Source organism: Verrucomicrobiota bacterium (genome assembly GCA_034440155.1).
Classification (GTDB): domain Bacteria; phylum Verrucomicrobiota; class Verrucomicrobiia; order JAWXBN01; family JAWXBN01; genus JAWXBN01.
In genome coordinates this window covers 24517-42274 of sequence record JAWXBN010000008.1, presented here as the reverse complement: position 1 = coordinate 42274, position 17758 = coordinate 24517, and the positions used below count along the sequence as shown (strand labels likewise).

Annotated in this window: 13 protein-coding genes; 12 read left to right on the top strand and 1 reads right to left on the bottom strand. The window is 48.9% G+C overall.

Going from position 1 to position 17758, the window contains the following annotated elements; genetic code table 11:
* The first annotated feature begins 24 nt into the window (after positions 1–24).
* The 12 genes from SGI98_00735 to rfaD all read left to right on the top strand — a co-directional run bounded on the left by SGI98_00735 (position 25) and on the right by rfaD (position 16340).
* Positions 25–2061, top strand: a complete 2037-nt coding sequence (locus SGI98_00735; GenBank protein ID MDZ4741927.1) for a tRNA uridine-5-carboxymethylaminomethyl(34) synthesis enzyme MnmG — start codon at positions 25–27, stop codon at positions 2059–2061.
* Between the two features lie 221 nt (positions 2062–2282).
* On the top strand, positions 2283–4424 hold the full coding sequence (gene ppk1 / locus SGI98_00730; GenBank protein ID MDZ4741926.1) for a polyphosphate kinase 1: 2142 nt from the start codon (positions 2283–2285) through the stop codon (positions 4422–4424).
* Between the two features lie 322 nt (positions 4425–4746).
* Complete coding sequence (gene dnaA / locus SGI98_00725) at positions 4747–6144, top strand: chromosomal replication initiator protein DnaA (GenBank protein MDZ4741925.1); 1398 nt, start codon at positions 4747–4749, stop codon at positions 6142–6144.
* A gap of 226 nt (positions 6145–6370) precedes the next feature.
* A complete protein-coding gene (dnaN, locus tag SGI98_00720) occupies positions 6371–7471 on the top strand; it encodes a DNA polymerase III subunit beta (protein ID MDZ4741924.1) in 1101 nt (366 codons plus the stop codon).
* 277 nt (positions 7472–7748) lie between these two features.
* Positions 7749–8942 (top strand): ankyrin repeat domain-containing protein, encoded by a 1194-nt coding sequence (locus tag SGI98_00715; protein MDZ4741923.1) that lies wholly within the window; start codon positions 7749–7751, stop codon positions 8940–8942.
* Between the two features lie 26 nt (positions 8943–8968).
* Positions 8969–10543: an ankyrin repeat domain-containing protein gene (locus SGI98_00710; protein ID MDZ4741922.1), complete on the top strand. Its 1575-nt coding sequence runs from the start codon at positions 8969–8971 to the stop codon at positions 10541–10543.
* Positions 10544–10676: 133 nt separating this feature from the next.
* The gene (locus SGI98_00705; protein ID MDZ4741921.1) at positions 10677–10910 is read left to right on the top strand and encodes a hypothetical protein; all 234 of its coding nucleotides are present in this window, start codon (positions 10677–10679) and stop codon (positions 10908–10910) included.
* A gap of 176 nt (positions 10911–11086) precedes the next feature.
* Positions 11087–11626, top strand: coding sequence for a bifunctional pyr operon transcriptional regulator/uracil phosphoribosyltransferase PyrR (gene pyrR / locus SGI98_00700; GenBank protein ID MDZ4741920.1), 540 nt, complete (start codon positions 11087–11089; stop codon positions 11624–11626).
* Positions 11623–12576: an aspartate carbamoyltransferase catalytic subunit gene (locus SGI98_00695; GenBank protein MDZ4741919.1), complete on the top strand. Its 954-nt coding sequence runs from the start codon at positions 11623–11625 to the stop codon at positions 12574–12576. Before pyrR ends, SGI98_00695 begins: the two co-directional genes overlap by 4 nt.
* A gap of 1 nt (position 12577) precedes the next feature.
* Positions 12578–13852, top strand: coding sequence for a dihydroorotase (locus tag SGI98_00690; protein MDZ4741918.1), 1275 nt, complete (start codon positions 12578–12580; stop codon positions 13850–13852).
* 166 nt (positions 13853–14018) lie between these two features.
* Positions 14019–15194, top strand: a complete 1176-nt coding sequence (carA, locus tag SGI98_00685; protein ID MDZ4741917.1) for a glutamine-hydrolyzing carbamoyl-phosphate synthase small subunit — start codon at positions 14019–14021, stop codon at positions 15192–15194.
* Between the two features lie 111 nt (positions 15195–15305).
* Positions 15306–16340 carry an ADP-glyceromanno-heptose 6-epimerase gene (rfaD, locus tag SGI98_00680; GenBank protein ID MDZ4741916.1) on the top strand — a complete coding sequence of 345 codons (1035 nt, stop codon included), beginning with the start codon at positions 15306–15308 and terminating at the stop codon, positions 16338–16340.
* A gap of 15 nt (positions 16341–16355) precedes the next feature.
* Here rfaD and SGI98_00675 read toward each other — a convergent pair whose 3' ends face one another.
* Positions 16356–17516 carry a PLP-dependent aminotransferase family protein gene (locus SGI98_00675; protein ID MDZ4741915.1) on the bottom strand — a complete coding sequence of 387 codons (1161 nt, stop codon included), beginning with the start codon at positions 17514–17516 and terminating at the stop codon, positions 16356–16358.
* Between the last annotated feature and the right edge of the window lie 242 nt (positions 17517–17758).

Sequence of the window (17758 nt, the reverse complement as noted above, 5' to 3'; positions counted from 1 at the left end):
GGCTGTGATAGGGTGGGGGGACTTGTGTTTACTTATCCTACAGAATATGACGTGATCGTGGTCGGGGCTGGACATGCCGGGATCGAAGCGGCGTTAGCCAGTGCCCGGATCGGGGCATCGACCCTGCTCCTCACGATGAATCTCGACACGATCGGTCAGATGTCTTGTAACCCGGCTATCGGCGGACTCGCCAAAGGACACATCGTTCGTGAAATCGATGCACTCGGCGGGGCTATGGCTTATTGCACGGATGCCACCGGGATCCAATTCCGCATGCTGAATACCCGTAAAGGTCCATCAGTCCAAGCTCCCCGGGCTCAATGTGATAAAAAGGCTTACCAATTTTTTATGAAGGGCCTGGTCGAAAATACACCAAACCTCCAAATTAAACAGGCACAACCCTCAAAAATCCTTGTCGATAACGATAAAGTAACCGGAGTCGAGACAAATTTCGGTGTTCGGTTTCTGGGCAAATCTGTCGTGATTACGACTGGAACCTTTATGCGTGGGCTCATGCACGTGGGTCTCCAGAATCAAGTCGGTGGGCGTCTGGGTGATGCCGCGTCAAATTTGTCAGGGTCACTTGTGGAACTCGGGTTCCTCGTGGAACGTTTCAAAACCGGGACCCCGCCGCGTTTGGATGCTCGGAGTGTGGATTTCAGCCGTTTAGAGGTGCAGCACGGGGATGAACCGATTCCATGGTTCAGCTACAAGACAGATCCGAAAAACCCGCCGACACCTTTTGAATCCAACCCGATTGAACGGGATTGGTTAGGCGGGCTTAATTCAGGCACCCTCGGCCAATATCGTTGGTTACGCCAGAATGTGGAGTCGGACGATGAACACGCAACAAATTGCCACGTGGAGAAAAAAATGTTCCACGTGGAACAATATCACCAAGGACTTCCCTGGAATCCACGGGAGCAAATGCCTTGTTGGATTACATTTACGAACTCCAAGACGGCTGATGTGATTAAGGCAAATTTAGACAAATCCCCAATGTATTGCGGGATAATCGAAGGGGTCGGGCCTCGTTATTGCCCCTCGTTGGAGGATAAGATTGTCCGATTCGCCGACAAGGAAAGGCATCAGGTTTTTATCGAACCCGAGGGCCGCCACACACATGAGCTGTATGTGAATGGATGTTCCACCAGCCTCCCTTTGGAGGTGCAAATTGCTTTTATCCGGAGTATTTCGGGGCTAGAGAATGCCGAGATTGTGCGACCGGGGTATGCGGTGGAGTACGATTATTGCCCGCCGACCCAGCTTTATCCGACATTTGAAACCAAAAAGGTAGAGCACCTTTATTTTGCCGGACAGATAAATGGCACGTCCGGGTATGAGGAGGCCGCGGGCCAGGGCCTTATCGCCGGGGCAAATGCCGCATTAAAAATCCTGGGCAAAGAGCCCCTGATCCTCGACCGCTCCGAGGCGTATATCGGTGTCTTGGTCGATGACCTCGTGACCAAGGGGACAAATGAACCTTATCGGATGTTCACCTCCCGGGCGGAATATCGACTGCATCTGCGGCAGGACAATGCGGACTTACGCCTGTACGAAAAGGCGCGGGCGGCAGGAATGATCTCGGAGACAGACTTTACACGGGTCAAAGAAAAACAAGACGTGATCGAACTGACCAAACGCAAATTGCTCAAGACCTATACGGGACAGAATAGCTGGGCGCAAGTCCTCCGGCGCCCGGAGATTAAGTTCAAAGATTTGCCTGAGGAATTCCAGTCTTTACCTGATTCGGTGAAGGAACAGATCGAGATTGATATCAAATATGAAGGTTATGTCACCCGCCAGAATGAAGAAATCGCCCGGTTTAAGAAGATGGAATCTAAACAAATCCCAGCATCTTTCACTTATGACGGGATCAAAGGCCTCCGGAAAGAGGCGGTTCAAAAACTCACCAAGATCAGCCCGCTGACCCTAGGCCAAGCCTCCCGCATCTCGGGGATTACTCCTAGCGACATCTCTCTTGTGAGTGTTTACCTCAAAAGAGGGAGTGGGGGAGGGGTGGAAATAAGCCCTGAGTCCATACCTCAGAACACTGAATAAAGTCTCTTCTTCTCTGGATTTGAAAGGAATTGAGACTTCATTAACTACTCACAAAAGGGTCAATGCTTGCCCAGGGGGCTGTGAGAAATGTTCCACGTGGAACATTTTATCCACCACGTGGCAAAAATAGGTTATCCGAGCGACGAGGAATGAGCACACACGAGTTTGTCACATACGTTGACTTGCTCCGGAGCAAAAGCCTGATATAGTCACTAATCCCCATGAGCGAAGACTTTTCCCTACCCGAACTTTACATTAATCGTGAACTAAGCTGGCTTGAATTTAACGGCCGAGTGCTGGAGGAGGCCCAGGACAAGGCGCAACCTTTGTTGGAACGCGTCAAATTCCTCTGCATTTTCAGCTCGAACCTCGACGAATTCTTCGAGATCCGGGTGTCAGGGATCAAGCAGCAGATCGAAAATGAATACAGCGATATCGGGCCGGACGGTATGAGCTCCTCCCAGATTTTCAGTGCGATCCAGAAACGCACTCGTGAACTCGTCGCCGAACAATCCCAGTTATGGAATGAAGACCTCCACCCGGCATTGACTAAGGAGGGAATCAACTTCCCCGAGGCCGACCAGCTTAAAGGAACTGATAAAGCCTGGGCGCAGAAGTATTTTGTCGAACAAGTTTTCCCTGTTCTCACCCCATTGGCCATTGATGCGAGCCATCCTTTCCCGCAGGTGCTGAATAAAGCTCATTATATCATCGTGAAACTGTGTAAGAGTGAACGTGCTGGAGGCGGGGAATTCCACGCGGTGGTGCAGCTCCCGCGCATTTTGCCGCGGTTGATCCAGTTACCACCGAAAAATGAAAAGGAAGGGCGCACGGAATTCATCGCCCTGAGCAAATTGATCAAGATCCATGTACAAGAGCTTTTCCCCGGCCTGAGGGTGGAAGGTGCCTACAGCTTCCGAGTGACGCGTAATAGTGACCTCTACATCGACGCGGAAGAAGAGGAAAACCTCCTGCGCACCATCGAGAGCAATTTGCGCAAGCGTAACCGCGGTAATGCAGTGCGTCTGGAAGTCCAGATTGATTGCCCGCATGAGATGGAGCAATTCCTCTTGGAGAATCTGCATTTGGAACAAATGGATCTTTACCGCATCGACGGGCCGATCAATGTCCAGCACCTGATGCAGCTATGTACCAATGACCAATTTCCCTTACTCAAAGACAGGCCCTTTGTCCCGAGCTACGATCTCGACCTGCCGCCGGGGGCTGAAGCATTCAGCGTCTTAAAAAAGGAAGATATCCTGCTGCATCATCCTTACGAAAATTTCGATACGGTGGTTGATTTCATCGTCCAAGCCGCAGCTGATCCTGCTGTACTCGCCATTAAGATGACCCTTTACCGCACAAGCGGGGACTCGGCGATCGTGAAAGCCTTGATTGCCGCCGCCAATAATGGGAAACAAGTCACTGCGCTCGTCGAGCTGAAAGCACGTTTTGATGAGGAAAATAATATCCACTGGGCCCGCTTGCTTGAAGAAGCTGGGGTTCATGTCGTTTACGGGGTCGTGGGGTTAAAGGTCCACTGCAAATGTATGCTCATCGTCCGCCGTGACGGGGACATGATCCGGCGTTACGTGCATCTGGGCACGGGTAATTATAATCCCAAAACCGCCCGGCTTTACACGGATATGAGCCTGCTGACGGCCAATGAAACAATTTGCTCCGAGGTCGCCCAGTTATTTAATTCCCTCACCGGGCTCTCCGATTATCCGGAGTTCCGCAAATTGCTCGTGGCCCCATATGACTTGGCAAATAAACTCAGCATCTTGATCGAGAACGAGATCGCTAATGCCAAGAAGGGGTTACCGTCAAAAATCACGATCAAGGTAAACTCCATCGTGTGCGAACATTTTATCAAGCTCCTCTATGAAGCAAGTTGCGCAGGGGTAAAAATCGACCTGATTATCCGCGGGGTGTGCTGTCTGCGACCCGGGATCGCCGGTGTCAGCGAAAATATCCGCGTCATCAGTATTGTCGGGCGTTTCCTAGAGCACAGCCGCATTTACTACTTTGAAAACGGGGGGGCTCCCTTGGTATACCTCGGCAGTGCCGACCTCATGCCTCGGAATTTATACCGCCGCGTCGAGCTGGTTTTCCCCGTCGAAAATGAACAACTCGCCGGCCAGATCAAAAATGAGATCATCCCGGCTTACCTCAGCGACAATATCAAAGCCCGTGAACTTAAAGCTGACGGCACCTATATCAGGCTCCAACCAGCTAAGGGTCAGAAGTCCCTGCAAGCCCAGCTACACTTCCGTTCATGGGCCCGTGAGCAGATCTCAAAAATGAACGAAAATGAACCAGCTAAGGTTCGCCGCTTTGAACCGATCAGGACTCGAAAGTAAAAAAAAATTCGCTGAGAAAAAGTTATCTAAATAGCTGAAAATCAGTAAACTTGTAGAAATGTGAATAACTTGTGAGTAAGTTTCTCTTTTCAGGGGCATAAACGGTGTTTAGAAAATAGAGTCCCAGTAGGAACAGAATTTTGACATGAAACATGTGAAAATCACCTAGGCTGAATAATAATATAAATGCCTACAGTTCAATAAATTACATAAAAATGTATAAATACGCCAAAAACCCTTGTTAGTGTAACACAATTGACTTAGTTTTTGAGCGGATGTCTGGGGTAACAATTTAACGAGTGTGAATAAGTACTAAATTATGGTGTCATTAGAAGAAATTTGGAATTCTACAAAAGTTCACATCCGTGGGCAACTCAATGAAAACCTCTTTAACTTGTGGTTTGCTTCGATCAAGCCTTTATCTTTAGAAAATGATTGCCTTACCCTTGGCGTGCCTGACAGCATGCATCTTTTCTGGATCGAAGATAATTACCTCCAGATCCTTAAGCAATCCGTGCTCGCCGCAGCCGAGGAACCCATTTCGGTGAAACTCAAAATCTCCTTGCGCACTCAGGCCGTGGCCGGTTCCTCCACCGACGCAGTGGCCAATCAAAGCGCTTCCTCTTCTGTTTTGCCTTTACCCACAAGGAAAAGGGCTGATTCGAGCAAATTGCGCGACTCTTCCATTCCCCGCGAAAATCCCTTGAATGAACAGTACAGTTTTACTACTTTCGTCGAAGGGGAGGGGAACCGTTTTGCGCGTGCGGCTGCCATCGGAGTGGCGAAAGCACCTGCCACGACGTATAATCCACTCTTTATTCATGGAGGTGTCGGTCTGGGTAAAACCCATCTCATGCACGCGATTGGGAATGCTATCCTGGAAAAAAGACCGCACGCGAAGGTTGTTTACATCACCTCTGAAAAGTTTGTGAATGAATTCATCGAGGCCATGCAGAATAATATCATGGTGAAATTCCGGAAGAAATACCGTTCCGCCGATGTGCTTTTGATCGATGACATCCAGTTTTTTGCCGGAAAAGACCGTTCCCAAGAAGAATTCTTCCACACATTTAATTCTTTAAAAGATGGGCATAAACAAATTGTCCTGACCTGCGACCGGCCCGCCAGCGAAGTGGCCAACCTCGAAAAACGCCTGATTTCACGCTTCGAATGGGGTATGTCCGCCGAGATGAATATACCGGACACCGAGACCCGCGAAGCCATTATCCGCCGGAAAGCTGATCTGCACCATATCAAGCTCCCCGATGAAATCTTCCGTTTTCTGGCAGAACGTATCCAGTCAAATATCCGCCGCCTCGAAGGAGCCTTGATCCGCCTTGGTGTGCATAGTTCACTCAATAACGGGCCGCTGACGACCGAAGCCGTCGAAATCCTGCTGAAAGATTTACTCGAAAAAGAACAGAAAAAGAGTGTTAGTGTGGATATTATCCAAAAGAAAGTCGCTGAACGCTTTGATATCCGTATTTCCGACCTGACCAGCAAAAAACGCCCCGCTCACATCGCTTTTCCACGGCAGATCGCTATGTATTTATCTCGGGAACTCACCCAGGTGTCCCTGACGGAAATCGGTGACCTCTTTGGCGGCCGTGATCATGGTACCGTTATTCATGCATGCAAAACGATTAAAGATCGTATGGATCAAGACAGTGAAATCCGCCAATCTATCCAGTCCTTGGTCTATAAACTGGAACGTGAATAACCCCACCAACAAGTCTGAATAACTGTGTATAACCCTGTTAAAGTACCCCCCCTGACTCCTCCTCAAAGAAATGCGCAGGTTTATTCCCATATTTATTCACTTACAAAAATGATTGTAACTTGCACAGAGACAAGCCATCATCCGGCGAGTTCAAGTTATTCACGACCCTAAGGTTACTGAATATCTTGTTTTAAATAATTGATTAATTATAAGACCGTTAATAACTATGAAATTTACCGTCACAAAAGATGCTTTTATCGAAGGGCTCCAAAAAGTCCAAAGCGTGGTCAGCACAAAGACAACACTTCCCATTTTGTCTAATGTCCTGATCTCCGCGTTAAATAACACACTCGAGCTCACCACGACTGATCTTGATCTGGGTGTGCGCTGTTCTGTCGAAGCAGATATCAGTAGTGCCGGTTCTTTGACGTTACCGGTCAGACGTCTTTTTAGTATCATCCGTGAATTACCCAATCAGGATATCCTCATCGAAAAAGATGATAAATCCGCTGTGACAATCAAATGCGGTTCATCCTTCTTCCGCATCCACGGTATTGTCGCTGATGAATTTCCTCCGTTTCCAAAGGTCGAAGGATCGAAGAGTTACAAGATCGAACAGAAAGCCTTCAAGACGATGCTTTCCCGTACGAGTTACGCCATCTCCACAGACGAGACCCGCTACGTGCTTAACGGGGTGCTCTTGAGCTTTAAAGGGGGAAAACTCACAATGGTCTCCACGGATGGCAGACGTTTGGCTCTCGCTGATAAGGAACTTGAATTCCCCGAAAGCCATGAAGGCGACTATATCCTTCCCACAAAAGCGGTGAATGAACTTGGCCGCTTGTTGAGCGACAAAGATGATGAAGTCCTGATTAACGTTTCTGAAAATCAAATTTCTTTCCATGTCGGCAAAACCACCCTCGTCAGCAAATTAATCGAAGGTAATTATCCGAATTTTCGTCAGGTCATCCCACCTGAACCCAAGGAACGTGTGCCGGTCGAACGCGAGGTCTTTATGGCTGCTGTCCACCGCGTCGCCATTCTTGCTAATGACAAGTCGAATTCGATTAAGCTAAATTTTAATAAGAATAACCTCACCATCTCCACGATCACCCCCGAGGTCGGGGAATCCCGTGAATCCCTCGCAGTGGATTATAAAGGGAAAGATCTGACCATCGCCTTTAACCCGTTTTTCCTGCTGGATCCTCTGCGTAACCTGGATAGTGACACCATCACCATCGACCTTATCGATGAACTCAGTCCCGGAGTCATCCGTAATGATGAACCTTTCCTCTACGTCATCATGCCGATGCGCCAACCCGCATAGACCTCGTTAATACGATTAATATTTCATGAATAATCCGGTTTATGGGTTCACGCTCATCACCGGATTTTTTATTTTTCTATGAATTGAAATTTTGAGGCTTTGGATTTAAAAGGAAATGATATGATTCCTCGTAATGAATAATTTTTTTCATTAACGTGGATACACTTTTTCCAAAGACAGTATGTCGCGCGATCAAAATTCGATTATTTTATATTTAAAAATTCGATTCCACCAGTTTCTTGAATCTGCGGAGGATACATACGTTACATTATTAGACATGTTACCTGAAACAAAAAAGTGGTGGTTTTGGTTGTTGAACCTTATTTTGATTATGGGATTAGCCTACGGGGGATGGTGGTTATCTCGGACTTATTATTATTTGCGTTCACCAGCCTATGCCATCATGCAACTGAAGGAAAAAGGGTACCATGTCACAACAGATGATTTAAATAAAGCCATCCGAAAACGTGAGAAGGATGAGATATTTAACCTATTTTTCAAAGCTAATGTGAACTTCCGTTCCCGCGATAGTGCCGGAGTCCACCCTCTCTGGGCTGCGATTGAGGCTGACAATTTTAGTTTGTCCCAGTTATTAGTGAATAAAGGGGTCGACATAAATATCATAGATAAAACTGGCAAAACGGCGCTGGAACTCGCCACCGAAAAAAACTCCCTGCCTATTTTTAACCTTCTTTATAGTGCCGGTGCGACGAATACGATTATAAATTTCAATACGATGATCCGGTTTGCGGATAAAGGATTATTAGAAAAGCTCCTTGAGAAAAAATATCCGCTTCAATCCAATGATATGGGGCGCTGGAAAGTACCCCATGAAATGATCATGGAAAATGATTTTTTACGTTACAATATCCGCCAAAAAGATATGGAAGGGATGGAACCCATCCACTGGGCAGCCGCACGCGGGGACCCCGAGATTATTGATTTATTAGTCGACAAAGGGGCAAATATTGATGCGATCGAAACAAAATTCCAACAAACCCCGGTGATTGTTGCGGCCATAGCTGGTAATGAGGCGGCGATCCAGCGTTTTATCTTTTTCCAAGCCGATTTGAATGCAAGGGATGCGGAAGGAAAAAGTGCCCTTTTTTATGGGATCGTGCGCAACCACCCGGCGGTGGTAAATAAATTACTTAAAGCCGGGGCTGATCCTGATGTGCGTGAAAGTAAAAGTGGCATCACAGCGGTCTCAATCGCTGCTTATATGAACCGGATATCGATTTTGGCAGCACTCATTGATGCCGGGGCCGACGTAAGTAAGGAGGATTTCCAAGGCCTTTCCGCCATGGATTGGGCGGCTTATGCCGGAAACAAAGACGCCATCGAAATACTCTGGGATAAATCATCAGCGATTTATACGGAGAATAAAAAACTCACCCAGAGCGCTTTGCGTATTGCCCGCGATAGTGGGAAAAGCAATGTGATCGATTATCTGGAAAAAATTTCGCAATAATGTCATTTGGAATTTAAATTAAATTTATGGCATCTGACTTTCCTCAAAATCATCCGAAACAGAATCCCTCCCGGAAGCCGGGTATGGTGCCGCCAGGTAAAAAACGCAAATTGACGGGTATATTACCCCTCTACCTACAAAAACAGATGGAGCAACGTGCGGCTGAAGAGGCGGCGATGCGGGCTGCACAGAAAAAGATGCCTCATCCCCCTGCTCCCTTTTCACGTCCGGCTCCTGGCCCGGGCATTCACTCGCCCACGTCCCATCCGATGATGGAGAATTTGCCGAAAAAAAATTATTCATCTGAGGCCGTCATTCCTGCCCAAGGAGATAAAGTCCATCCAGCCCCCCATATCCCGGGGCGTCCCAAAGATAACTCATTAAATGACCGATTTATTCTTTGGTATGATTCATTTACCGATGCTTTTCCTGAATTCACCAAAAAATGGTTTTGGATTACGATCATCGCTGTTTTATCCCTCGTTGGTTTCGGAGTGTGGAAAGCAACGGGATATTATCATTACAGGCAAAGCCCCCAATGGGCAATGGATGAGCTCACTAAAATGGGAATTCAATTTTCACCCCATAACTTTCTCTGGGCGGTTGAACGCAATGATAAGCGGGCCATTGACCTCTTTTTTAAGGCCAAGGTGAATCCAAACGAAGTGGATGCCAAAGATTATACCCCACTCATGATCATGGCTGAGAGGGGGGATTATGACAAGGTGCGGTTATTGGTCGAAAGTGGTGTGAATATTAACTACCAGAATGCTAAAGGTCAAAGTGCCATCAGGCTTGCTCTGGACAATAAAAATGTCCCTATTTACCGGTTCCTCAGGCAAGCCGGCGCAAAAAATATCATTAATTTTTTCTCGGCGATCAAATACGCGGATTCCCAATCGATCGAAGAACTCATTAATGAGAGGATTCCTTTAAAAAATGTAAATGAGAAGATCGACCCCCAGCTCGAAGTCTTTGGGGATAAACTCCGATATAAAATAAACCAGTATGATGATGAAGGTGCGACTCCCCTGCTCTGGGCTTGCATGCGGGGTGACGTGAAAACCGTCGAGCTCCTCTTAAATAACCAAGCCGATGTGAATGCTCCAGAAAAAAAGGAGGGTCAAACCCCCCTGATGGTCGCCGCATCAAGCGCGATCGACCCTGTCATGGTCCCTTTGATAAATTATAACGCTAATATGAACCTGCGGGATAAAAAAGGCCGGACCGCCCTCTTCCTCGCCGTCGTGCAAAATAAACCCTCGGCGATCGGCATTCTTTTGGCAGGTGGAGCAGATCCAAATATAGGTGAAAGAACCCAGGGCTTATCCGTTGTTTCTGCGGCCGCGTTTTTGAATAACCCCCAGGTCGTCGCTGCCCTTGTGGATTCTGGGGCTGATGTATTACAACCAGATTACAGGGGTTTATCAGCTATGGATCACGCAGCTGCCAATAGCAGTGTGGAATCTATTAATATCTTGATCAAAAAAGCTGGCAAGGCCTATCTCGGGAAACAAGAAAATATCTTAACAGCGATCAAAATAGCAGAAAAACAAGGTAATCAAAAAATAGTTGATTTACTAAAACCCTTGGTTCAATAGTTTTTACTAAATTACTATAATATTATACATAAATTGTTGATATTAAAAATACTATAGTATATGTAAAATGCTGAAAACAAAATAAATAGCATTTGACAAAGCTTTAACGAGTAGTCTAGATTATGGGTAATTTATGAGAGAACAGGTAGCAGAGCAAGTTGACCTAGACGGCTTAGTAAAGAGTTCAGCGCTCTATCGTGAATTTCTTGCGGAACGCGAAGAAATCCTACGTCATAAGTGGATTGAAAGCGAAAAAGTCGGGTATGATATCGGCTTTGAGAAAGCTTTATTAGACTGGATCGTCAAATACAGGTCAAAATGGCGTACTGACCGTTCAGGTAGATTTGTTGAAGTAGTAAAAAAATAGTTTGTGACCAAGAATATTGGGGCAAACGAATGATCATCCTTTAAACTGATCCTGTGAGATTAGTAAGGCACAAATGAATATTATTACTTTTTTTAACCGCCCATACGCGGACACTCTAAAGGCTCCTCCAGCCTCTTTTTTCCTATCAAACCCCATTATCACGGAAGGTATTTTCTATGCCGGATAAAATACAACTCGTCATGGACCCTAAAACCATTGATAGAGCGCTCTACCGCATGTCCCACGAAATTGCAGAAACCCATGATAAACTCTCCTCAGTCGCCCTAGTCGGGATCCAGACACGCGGGGTGCCCTTGGCCCAAAGACTGGCGACAAAGATCGAGTCATTCACAAATATCCGTCCACCGGTAGGAGCATTGGACATTACCCTCCACCGCGATGACTTGCGGCAGAAGGTCGTGATCCCCAAAATCCAACCTACCCACATGCCCTTTGATGTAACGGACCGCAGTATTGTCCTGGTTGATGATGTGATTTATACCGGCAGGAGTTTCCAAGCCGCCTTAAATGCCCTTCTAGACTTCGGGCGTTGTGCGCGCATCACAATATGTGTCCTCGTGGACCGGGGCCATCGGGAACTGCCGATTAAAGCCGATTACGTCGGTAAAAATGTGCCGACATCGCTTCAACAAAGGGTTAATGTGAAATTCACGGAAATCGACGGGGAAGACTCTGTGGAGGTGATGGCTTTATGATCTGGAACCGTAAAGATTTGATCACACTGGAGGATTATTCAAAGGAGGAACTCCTGCATATCCTCGATACGGCCACCGCCTTTAAAGAGGTTGGTTCCCGCCAGGTCAAAAAAACACCCGCTCTTCGCGGTAAAACACTGGTGAATCTTTTTATCGAACCCAGTACCCGCACGCGGGTGAGTTTCGAGCTGGCTGCCCAACGTCTCAGTGCGGACATCATAAATATCGATGCAGAAGCCTCCTCCCTCAGCAAAGGGGAAACGCTGAAGGACACCGCAAAAAACCTCGAGGCATTGAATGCCGATATTATTGTGATGCGGCATGGTTCACCAGGATCAGCCCGGTTTTTGGCGGAGCGACTGCGTTCCTCCATCATTAATGCCGGTGACGGGGCTCACTCCCATCCGACGCAGGCTTTACTTGATGTTTTCACCATCCGTGAAAAGCTCGGGCGTATCGAAGGCTTGAAAGTCCTGATCCTCGGGGATATTCTTTTCAGTCGTGTGGCACGATCTAATATCTGGGCACTGACCAAACTCGGGGCGCATGTGATCCTCTCAGGCCCGAGTACATTGGTGCCGAAGGAATTTGAGAAAATGGGGGTAGAAGTCCGTTATGACTTTGAAAATATCCTGGGTGAAGTCGATTGCGTGAATCTCTTGCGCATCCAGCATGAGCGCCAGCATAAAACATTTTTCCCGAGCACGGGTGAATATACCTCGCTTTTCGGCCTGACCAAGGAACGTTTTGCCAAGCTCAAACCCACGGCCCTGGTCATGCATCCTGGTCCGATCAACCGCGGTGTAGAAATCGACAGCGAGGTCGCTGATTCACCTCAGAGTGTGATCCTTGATCAGGTCACCAATGGGCTGGCCGTGCGTATGGCGGTCCTTTTCCTTTGTGCATCAGGATTAAAAGAAACACAGATCCCGGAAGGAGTCACTGTTTAGTATGTCATCTTTACTCATTAAAAATGGAAGAATCATCGACCCGGCGAATCAAACCGATGAAATCCGGGATCTCTTGATTATCGACGGGAAAATCGCCATGCCCGGACAAAAGCCCGATGGCCAAACTGAATCAATCGATGCCTTGGGTAAAATCGTTTGTCCCGGACTCATCGATATCCATGTGCATTTTCGTGAACCCGGCCAATCGTCTAAAGAAACAATCGAGACCGGTTCAAAGTCAGCGGCGGCGGGGGGATTTACTTCTGTCGTCTGTATGCCAAATACCTCACCGGTGGCGGATTCCCCGAGTGTCATCCGTTGGATCCAAGAACAAGCCCGGGAGAAAGCCATCGTAAATGTTTACACGACCGGCGCGATTACGAAGCAAATTGCGGGGGAGGAAATGGCCCCGATTGGTTCGCTCAAAAAAGCAGGGGTCGTGGCGATCACTGATGACGGGCATTGTGTACAGAATAATGAATTGATGCGGCGGGCGAGCGAATACGCCAAGATGTTCGACCTTCCCATCATGGATCATTGTCAGGACTACCATCTCGTGGGTAACGGGGTGATGAATGAAGGCCAGTGGAGTGTGCGCTGGGGTCTACCCGGCTGGCCGGCACTCGGGGAAGAAATGATCGTCGCGCGCAATATCCTGCTCTCAGAAAAAATAGACCATTACATCCACTGCCAACACCTCAGTGCATCGGGCTCGGTGCGTCTCATGCGTGAGGCCCGCAAACGCGGGGTAAAAATCAGCGGGGAAGTCTGCCCCCACCATATCACGCTCACCGACGAGGCAATCGGGTCTTTCGATACGAATTATAAAATGAATCCGCCCCTGCGTTCACAGCAGGATATTGATGATTTGCTCGCGGGGATCGCCGACGGGACCATCACGATCTTGGCCAGTGACCATGCCCCGCACTGTGGCTTTGAGAAGGAAGTGGAGTTCGACCAAGCGCCCTTTGGCATCGTCGGCCTCGAAACCGAATTATCCCTTTTTATGAAGGCATTAGTCGAAGCCAAAGTCATCTCGATCAACCGCATGATCGAGATGCTCACCGTCGAGCCCGCCAAGCTGATCCATTTGGACAAAGGACATTTGAGCCCTGGGGCTGATGGGGATGTGACCATTATCGATCCCGACCTCCAATGGACCGTGGACAAAACGCAATTTGCGTCAAAAGGCCGTAATACCCCTTACCATGGGTGGGAGCTTACTGGCCGGGCCATCTACACGATTGTTGCCGGTAAAATCGTCTGGAGAAATTAACGGTAAGACACTAAATCAGGCATTAGGGCGGCCGGTTTCTCGCACAGATTTTTCCTTGATCACGGGGGAGAAATCTCGGGTGACAATCAAAAACCCGACCCCGAAAGCAAATTGTTCCAAAAAACTTCTGTTCAAATAACATAAACTTTATCAATATCCCCGTTTAATGAAAGCAATGCTCGCACTGGCCGATGGGAAGGTATTCCACGGCGAAAGTTTTGGTTCAACCCGGCAAAGTCCGGGTGAAGTTTGTTTTAACACATCGATGACGGGGTATCAGGAGGTTTTGACCGACCCCAGTTACCGCGGTCAGATCGTGACCATGACCTATACGCAAATCGGTAACTACGGGATCAATCTCCTCGATACCGAGAGTGACTCGGTCCAAGTCGCCGGGTTTGTCGTCCGCGAGGTGAGTCCTGTCCATAGTAACTGGCGCAGCGTGATGTCCTTAGATGAATACCTCAAAGCGGCCGATGTGCCGGGCATCCAGAAAATCGATACGCGCGCTTTGGCCAAGCACCTCCGCTCCTGCGGTGCGGTCAATGGGGTCATCACCACGGAAAAGATTTCCGAACAAGCCGCTATCGACCTCGCAAAAAAACATGATTATAACGCGATTGATTTTGTCAGTGAGGTCACCTGTAAAACTCCTTACGAATGGGACCCGCTCGACCGTGAGTCTGCGGAATTCACCCTCGTGCATGGGACAGTGGCTGAACCTGACACTTTTACCGAAAACAGGGAGACATTTAAAAAGCTTGCCCCTGCGAAATACCGGATCGTGGCTTATGATTTCGGGATTAAGAAAAACATTTTGCGCCGTCTCAGGCAAGCCGGCCTCAAAGTCACAGTCGTCCCGGCAAAAACCCCCGCGGCTGAAGTCCTCGCCATGAAACCTGATGGTGTCTTCCTGTCGAATGGGCCGGGGAACCCCGAGTTATTGACCTACGCCCACCAGACAGCCCGTGAGTTGATCGGGAAAACCCCGCTCTTCGGCATTTGCCTCGGGCACCAGATCCTTTCCTGCGCCCTTGGTGGAAAAACGTTCAAACTCAAGTTCGGCCACCGCGGCGCTAACCAACCCGTGATGGATTTGATGAATAAAAAAGTTTCGATCACCGCGCAAAATCACGGTTTCGCCGCTGATTCCGATTCCTTGCCACAGTCGGATGTCGAGGTCACCCATGTGAATCTCAATGATCAGACTTGTGAAGGGTTACGCCACAAGAAACATCCTGTATTTAGTGTGCAATACCATCCGGAGGCCGCCCCCGGGCCCCACGATGCAAAATATTTCTTTGAGCAATTTGTGCAGGAGATCGAAAAGTCAAAAGCATAAATCGAGGGGGCTAGGACTCTCCCCAAATACACCTCTGGGCTTGCGTGTCGGTACGACCTCGGCAAAAAATTAAGTTGAAAACTCTCACGGCTGTGTTGAAGTACCTCACCTATGTCATCACGTCCCACATCCACTCGTTCGAAAAAAGGCCGCATCCTTGTCACGGGCGGCGCCGGGTTTATTGGTAGCGCCCTTGTCTGGGAGCTGAACCGGCGAGGCACGAATAATATCATCATTGCCGATTACCTAAAGACCGATGAAAAGTGGAAGAATCTTACCCCACTGAAATTTGTCGATTATATCGAGGCGGACAAATTGCGTAGCTGGGTGCGTTCGGAAGATTCCCATTTGGCGGAATTCTCCACCGTGTACCACCTCGGTGCGTGCTCGGCCACCACGGAAAAAGATGCCTCGTACCTGATTGATAATAATTATGAGTTCACCAAGGAACTCGCCCAATGGGCTTTGTCGAAGGAAGTCCGCTTTGTTTATGCGTCTTCAGCGGCGACCTACGGGGACGGTTCACACGGCATGAGTGACTCGGATGTGGGGCTGGAACAGCTCCGCCCGCTGAATATGTACGGGTATTCCAAACACCTCTTTGACCTCTTTGCACGCCGCGAAGGCATTATCGACCAGATTGTCGGACTAAAATATTTTAATGTGTACGGGCCTAATGAATGGCACAAGGGCGACATGCGCAGTATGGTCTGCAAAGGTTATGAGCAAATTGCTGCGACCGGGAAGATCAAACTTTTTAAAAGCTACCATCCCGATTATCCGGATGGTGGACAAATGAGGGATTTCCATTATGTCAAAGATGCCGTCAATATGACCATTGACTTGGCGGAAAATACCCGCGCGGGAGGCCTCTTTAATATCGGTTCCGGTGAAGCCCATACTTGGGTCGAGCTGGCCACGGCGATCTTTGAGGCCCTCGGGAAGACGCCCGACATTGAAATGGTGGAAATGCCCGATGTCCTGCGTTCCAAATACCAGTATTATACCAAAGCCGATACGACCAAACTCCGCGACACCGGTTACTCACAAGCAGTCACCCCGTTCAAAGAGTGTATCCACGATTACGTTCAAAATTACCTCGTCCCGAGTGTCCACCTCGGTGATGCCCCTGTCCACCAGCAGTAAAGCGCAGGATATTTCTTAGCGCAGCAATTTGCCTAGGGCGCCGATGGCTTTTTGGAAACGGGTGTCAAATGGGTTTCCGCAGCTTAACCGGAGGAAATTCCCAAATTTCCGGGTGGGTGAAAAATAAGGGCCGGGCATGAGCGAGATATTTTGGTCGAGAGCTTTCTCCAGGAGTTTCAGGGCATTAACCTTACCGGGCAGCTCCACCCAGAGGAGGAATCCGCCCTGGGGCAGAGAAATTTTTGTGCCATTGGGGAACTCGCTTAAAACCGCTTCTCGCACTCGGGCGACTTGAGCGGCGTAGAGACTGCGGATTTTCCGTAGATGAGCATCATAGAGATCACGGCGCAGGAATTCCGCCACGGCCATCTGGGTCGGCGTGCAGTTGCCGATACTCATGACGAATTTGAGTTCACGGATCCTCTCGGCGTAACGACCCGCCGCCACCCACCCGATGCGGTAACCGGGGGCGAGGGTTTTCGAGATGGAGCCACACAGCAGGACGAGACCCTTGCGGTCGAAAGATTTCGCCACCACAGGACGTTGGCCGGAATGATTTAGGTCCCCGTAAATATCGTCTTCGATCAGGGGCAAATTGCGGGCGGCGAGCATTTGGACAATTTGCTTTTTTTTGTCCCTGGGGATACAGCTGCCTAGTGGGTTATTAAAATTCGATACAATGACGGCGCCCCGGACTTTTTTCTTTTTTAGGGCGGCTTCGAGGGATTCGGGGTTCATGCCTTCGACCGGATCGGTCTCGATCTCCACGGCTTTCATGCCGAGGGCCGCGATGGCTTGGAGAATCCCGTAATATACCGGGGACTCGACAGCGATGGAGTCACCCGGGCGGAAAGCCGCGAGCAGGGAGAGGTTCACTGCTTCCATCGTACCATTAGCCGACACGATTTCCTCCACAGGCAATTTGCTACGGCATCCCCAGGTCAGTGAACGCTGCGCAATTTGCTCGCGCATGAGCAGCAGGCCGGGGGGCGCGTCGTAGGTGAATATCTTGAGTGGCTCTTTCCGGATGACTTCCGAGAGAATCGCATTGAGCTGTTTCGTGGGCATGAGCAGCGGGCTCGGACCTGCCGCCCCAAAGGGAACGACTTCCGGGCGGTTTGATGCATCGGCAAAACGGTTAAACAAACGGGTGAGATAAACCGGTGTTACTTTCATGATCCCCTCATTTGTAGGGCCTATGCCCCCACAGGCCAATCAAAATTCACTTTGTCCCTACTACTAAACTCCTGCCCCTGTCGAACACACCCCCCCCGCGATCCCATTGCGTACCGTAGCCCTTGAGCAAATTGCTGAATGCTGAAGGTAACCCACGAACTGACTTGGTCTTTTTTCCATCAACCACGCGCAGATTGCACCACGAAGCTCACGAAAGGTACAAGGGATGACAGGCGGAATGG

Coding starts and splice junctions, on each gene's coding strand:
- ppk1 (MDZ4741926.1), top strand. CDS start 2,283: ATGAGCGAAGACTTTTCCCTACCCGAACTTTACATTAATCGTGAACTA.
- dnaN (MDZ4741924.1), top strand. CDS start 6,371: ATGAAATTTACCGTCACAAAAGATGCTTTTATCGAAGGGCTCCAAAAA.
- SGI98_00715 (MDZ4741923.1), top strand. CDS start 7,749: ATGTTACCTGAAACAAAAAAGTGGTGGTTTTGGTTGTTGAACCTTATT.
- SGI98_00710 (MDZ4741922.1), top strand. CDS start 8,969: ATGGCATCTGACTTTCCTCAAAATCATCCGAAACAGAATCCCTCCCGG.
- SGI98_00705 (MDZ4741921.1), top strand. CDS start 10,677: ATGAGAGAACAGGTAGCAGAGCAAGTTGACCTAGACGGCTTAGTAAAG.
- pyrR (MDZ4741920.1), top strand. CDS start 11,087: ATGCCGGATAAAATACAACTCGTCATGGACCCTAAAACCATTGATAGA.
- SGI98_00695 (MDZ4741919.1), top strand. CDS start 11,623: ATGATCTGGAACCGTAAAGATTTGATCACACTGGAGGATTATTCAAAG.
- SGI98_00690 (MDZ4741918.1), top strand. CDS start 12,578: ATGTCATCTTTACTCATTAAAAATGGAAGAATCATCGACCCGGCGAAT.
- carA (MDZ4741917.1), top strand. CDS start 14,019: ATGAAAGCAATGCTCGCACTGGCCGATGGGAAGGTATTCCACGGCGAA.
- rfaD (MDZ4741916.1), top strand. CDS start 15,306: ATGTCATCACGTCCCACATCCACTCGTTCGAAAAAAGGCCGCATCCTT.
- SGI98_00675 (MDZ4741915.1), bottom strand. CDS start 17,516: ATGAAAGTAACACCGGTTTATCTCACCCGTTTGTTTAACCGTTTTGCC.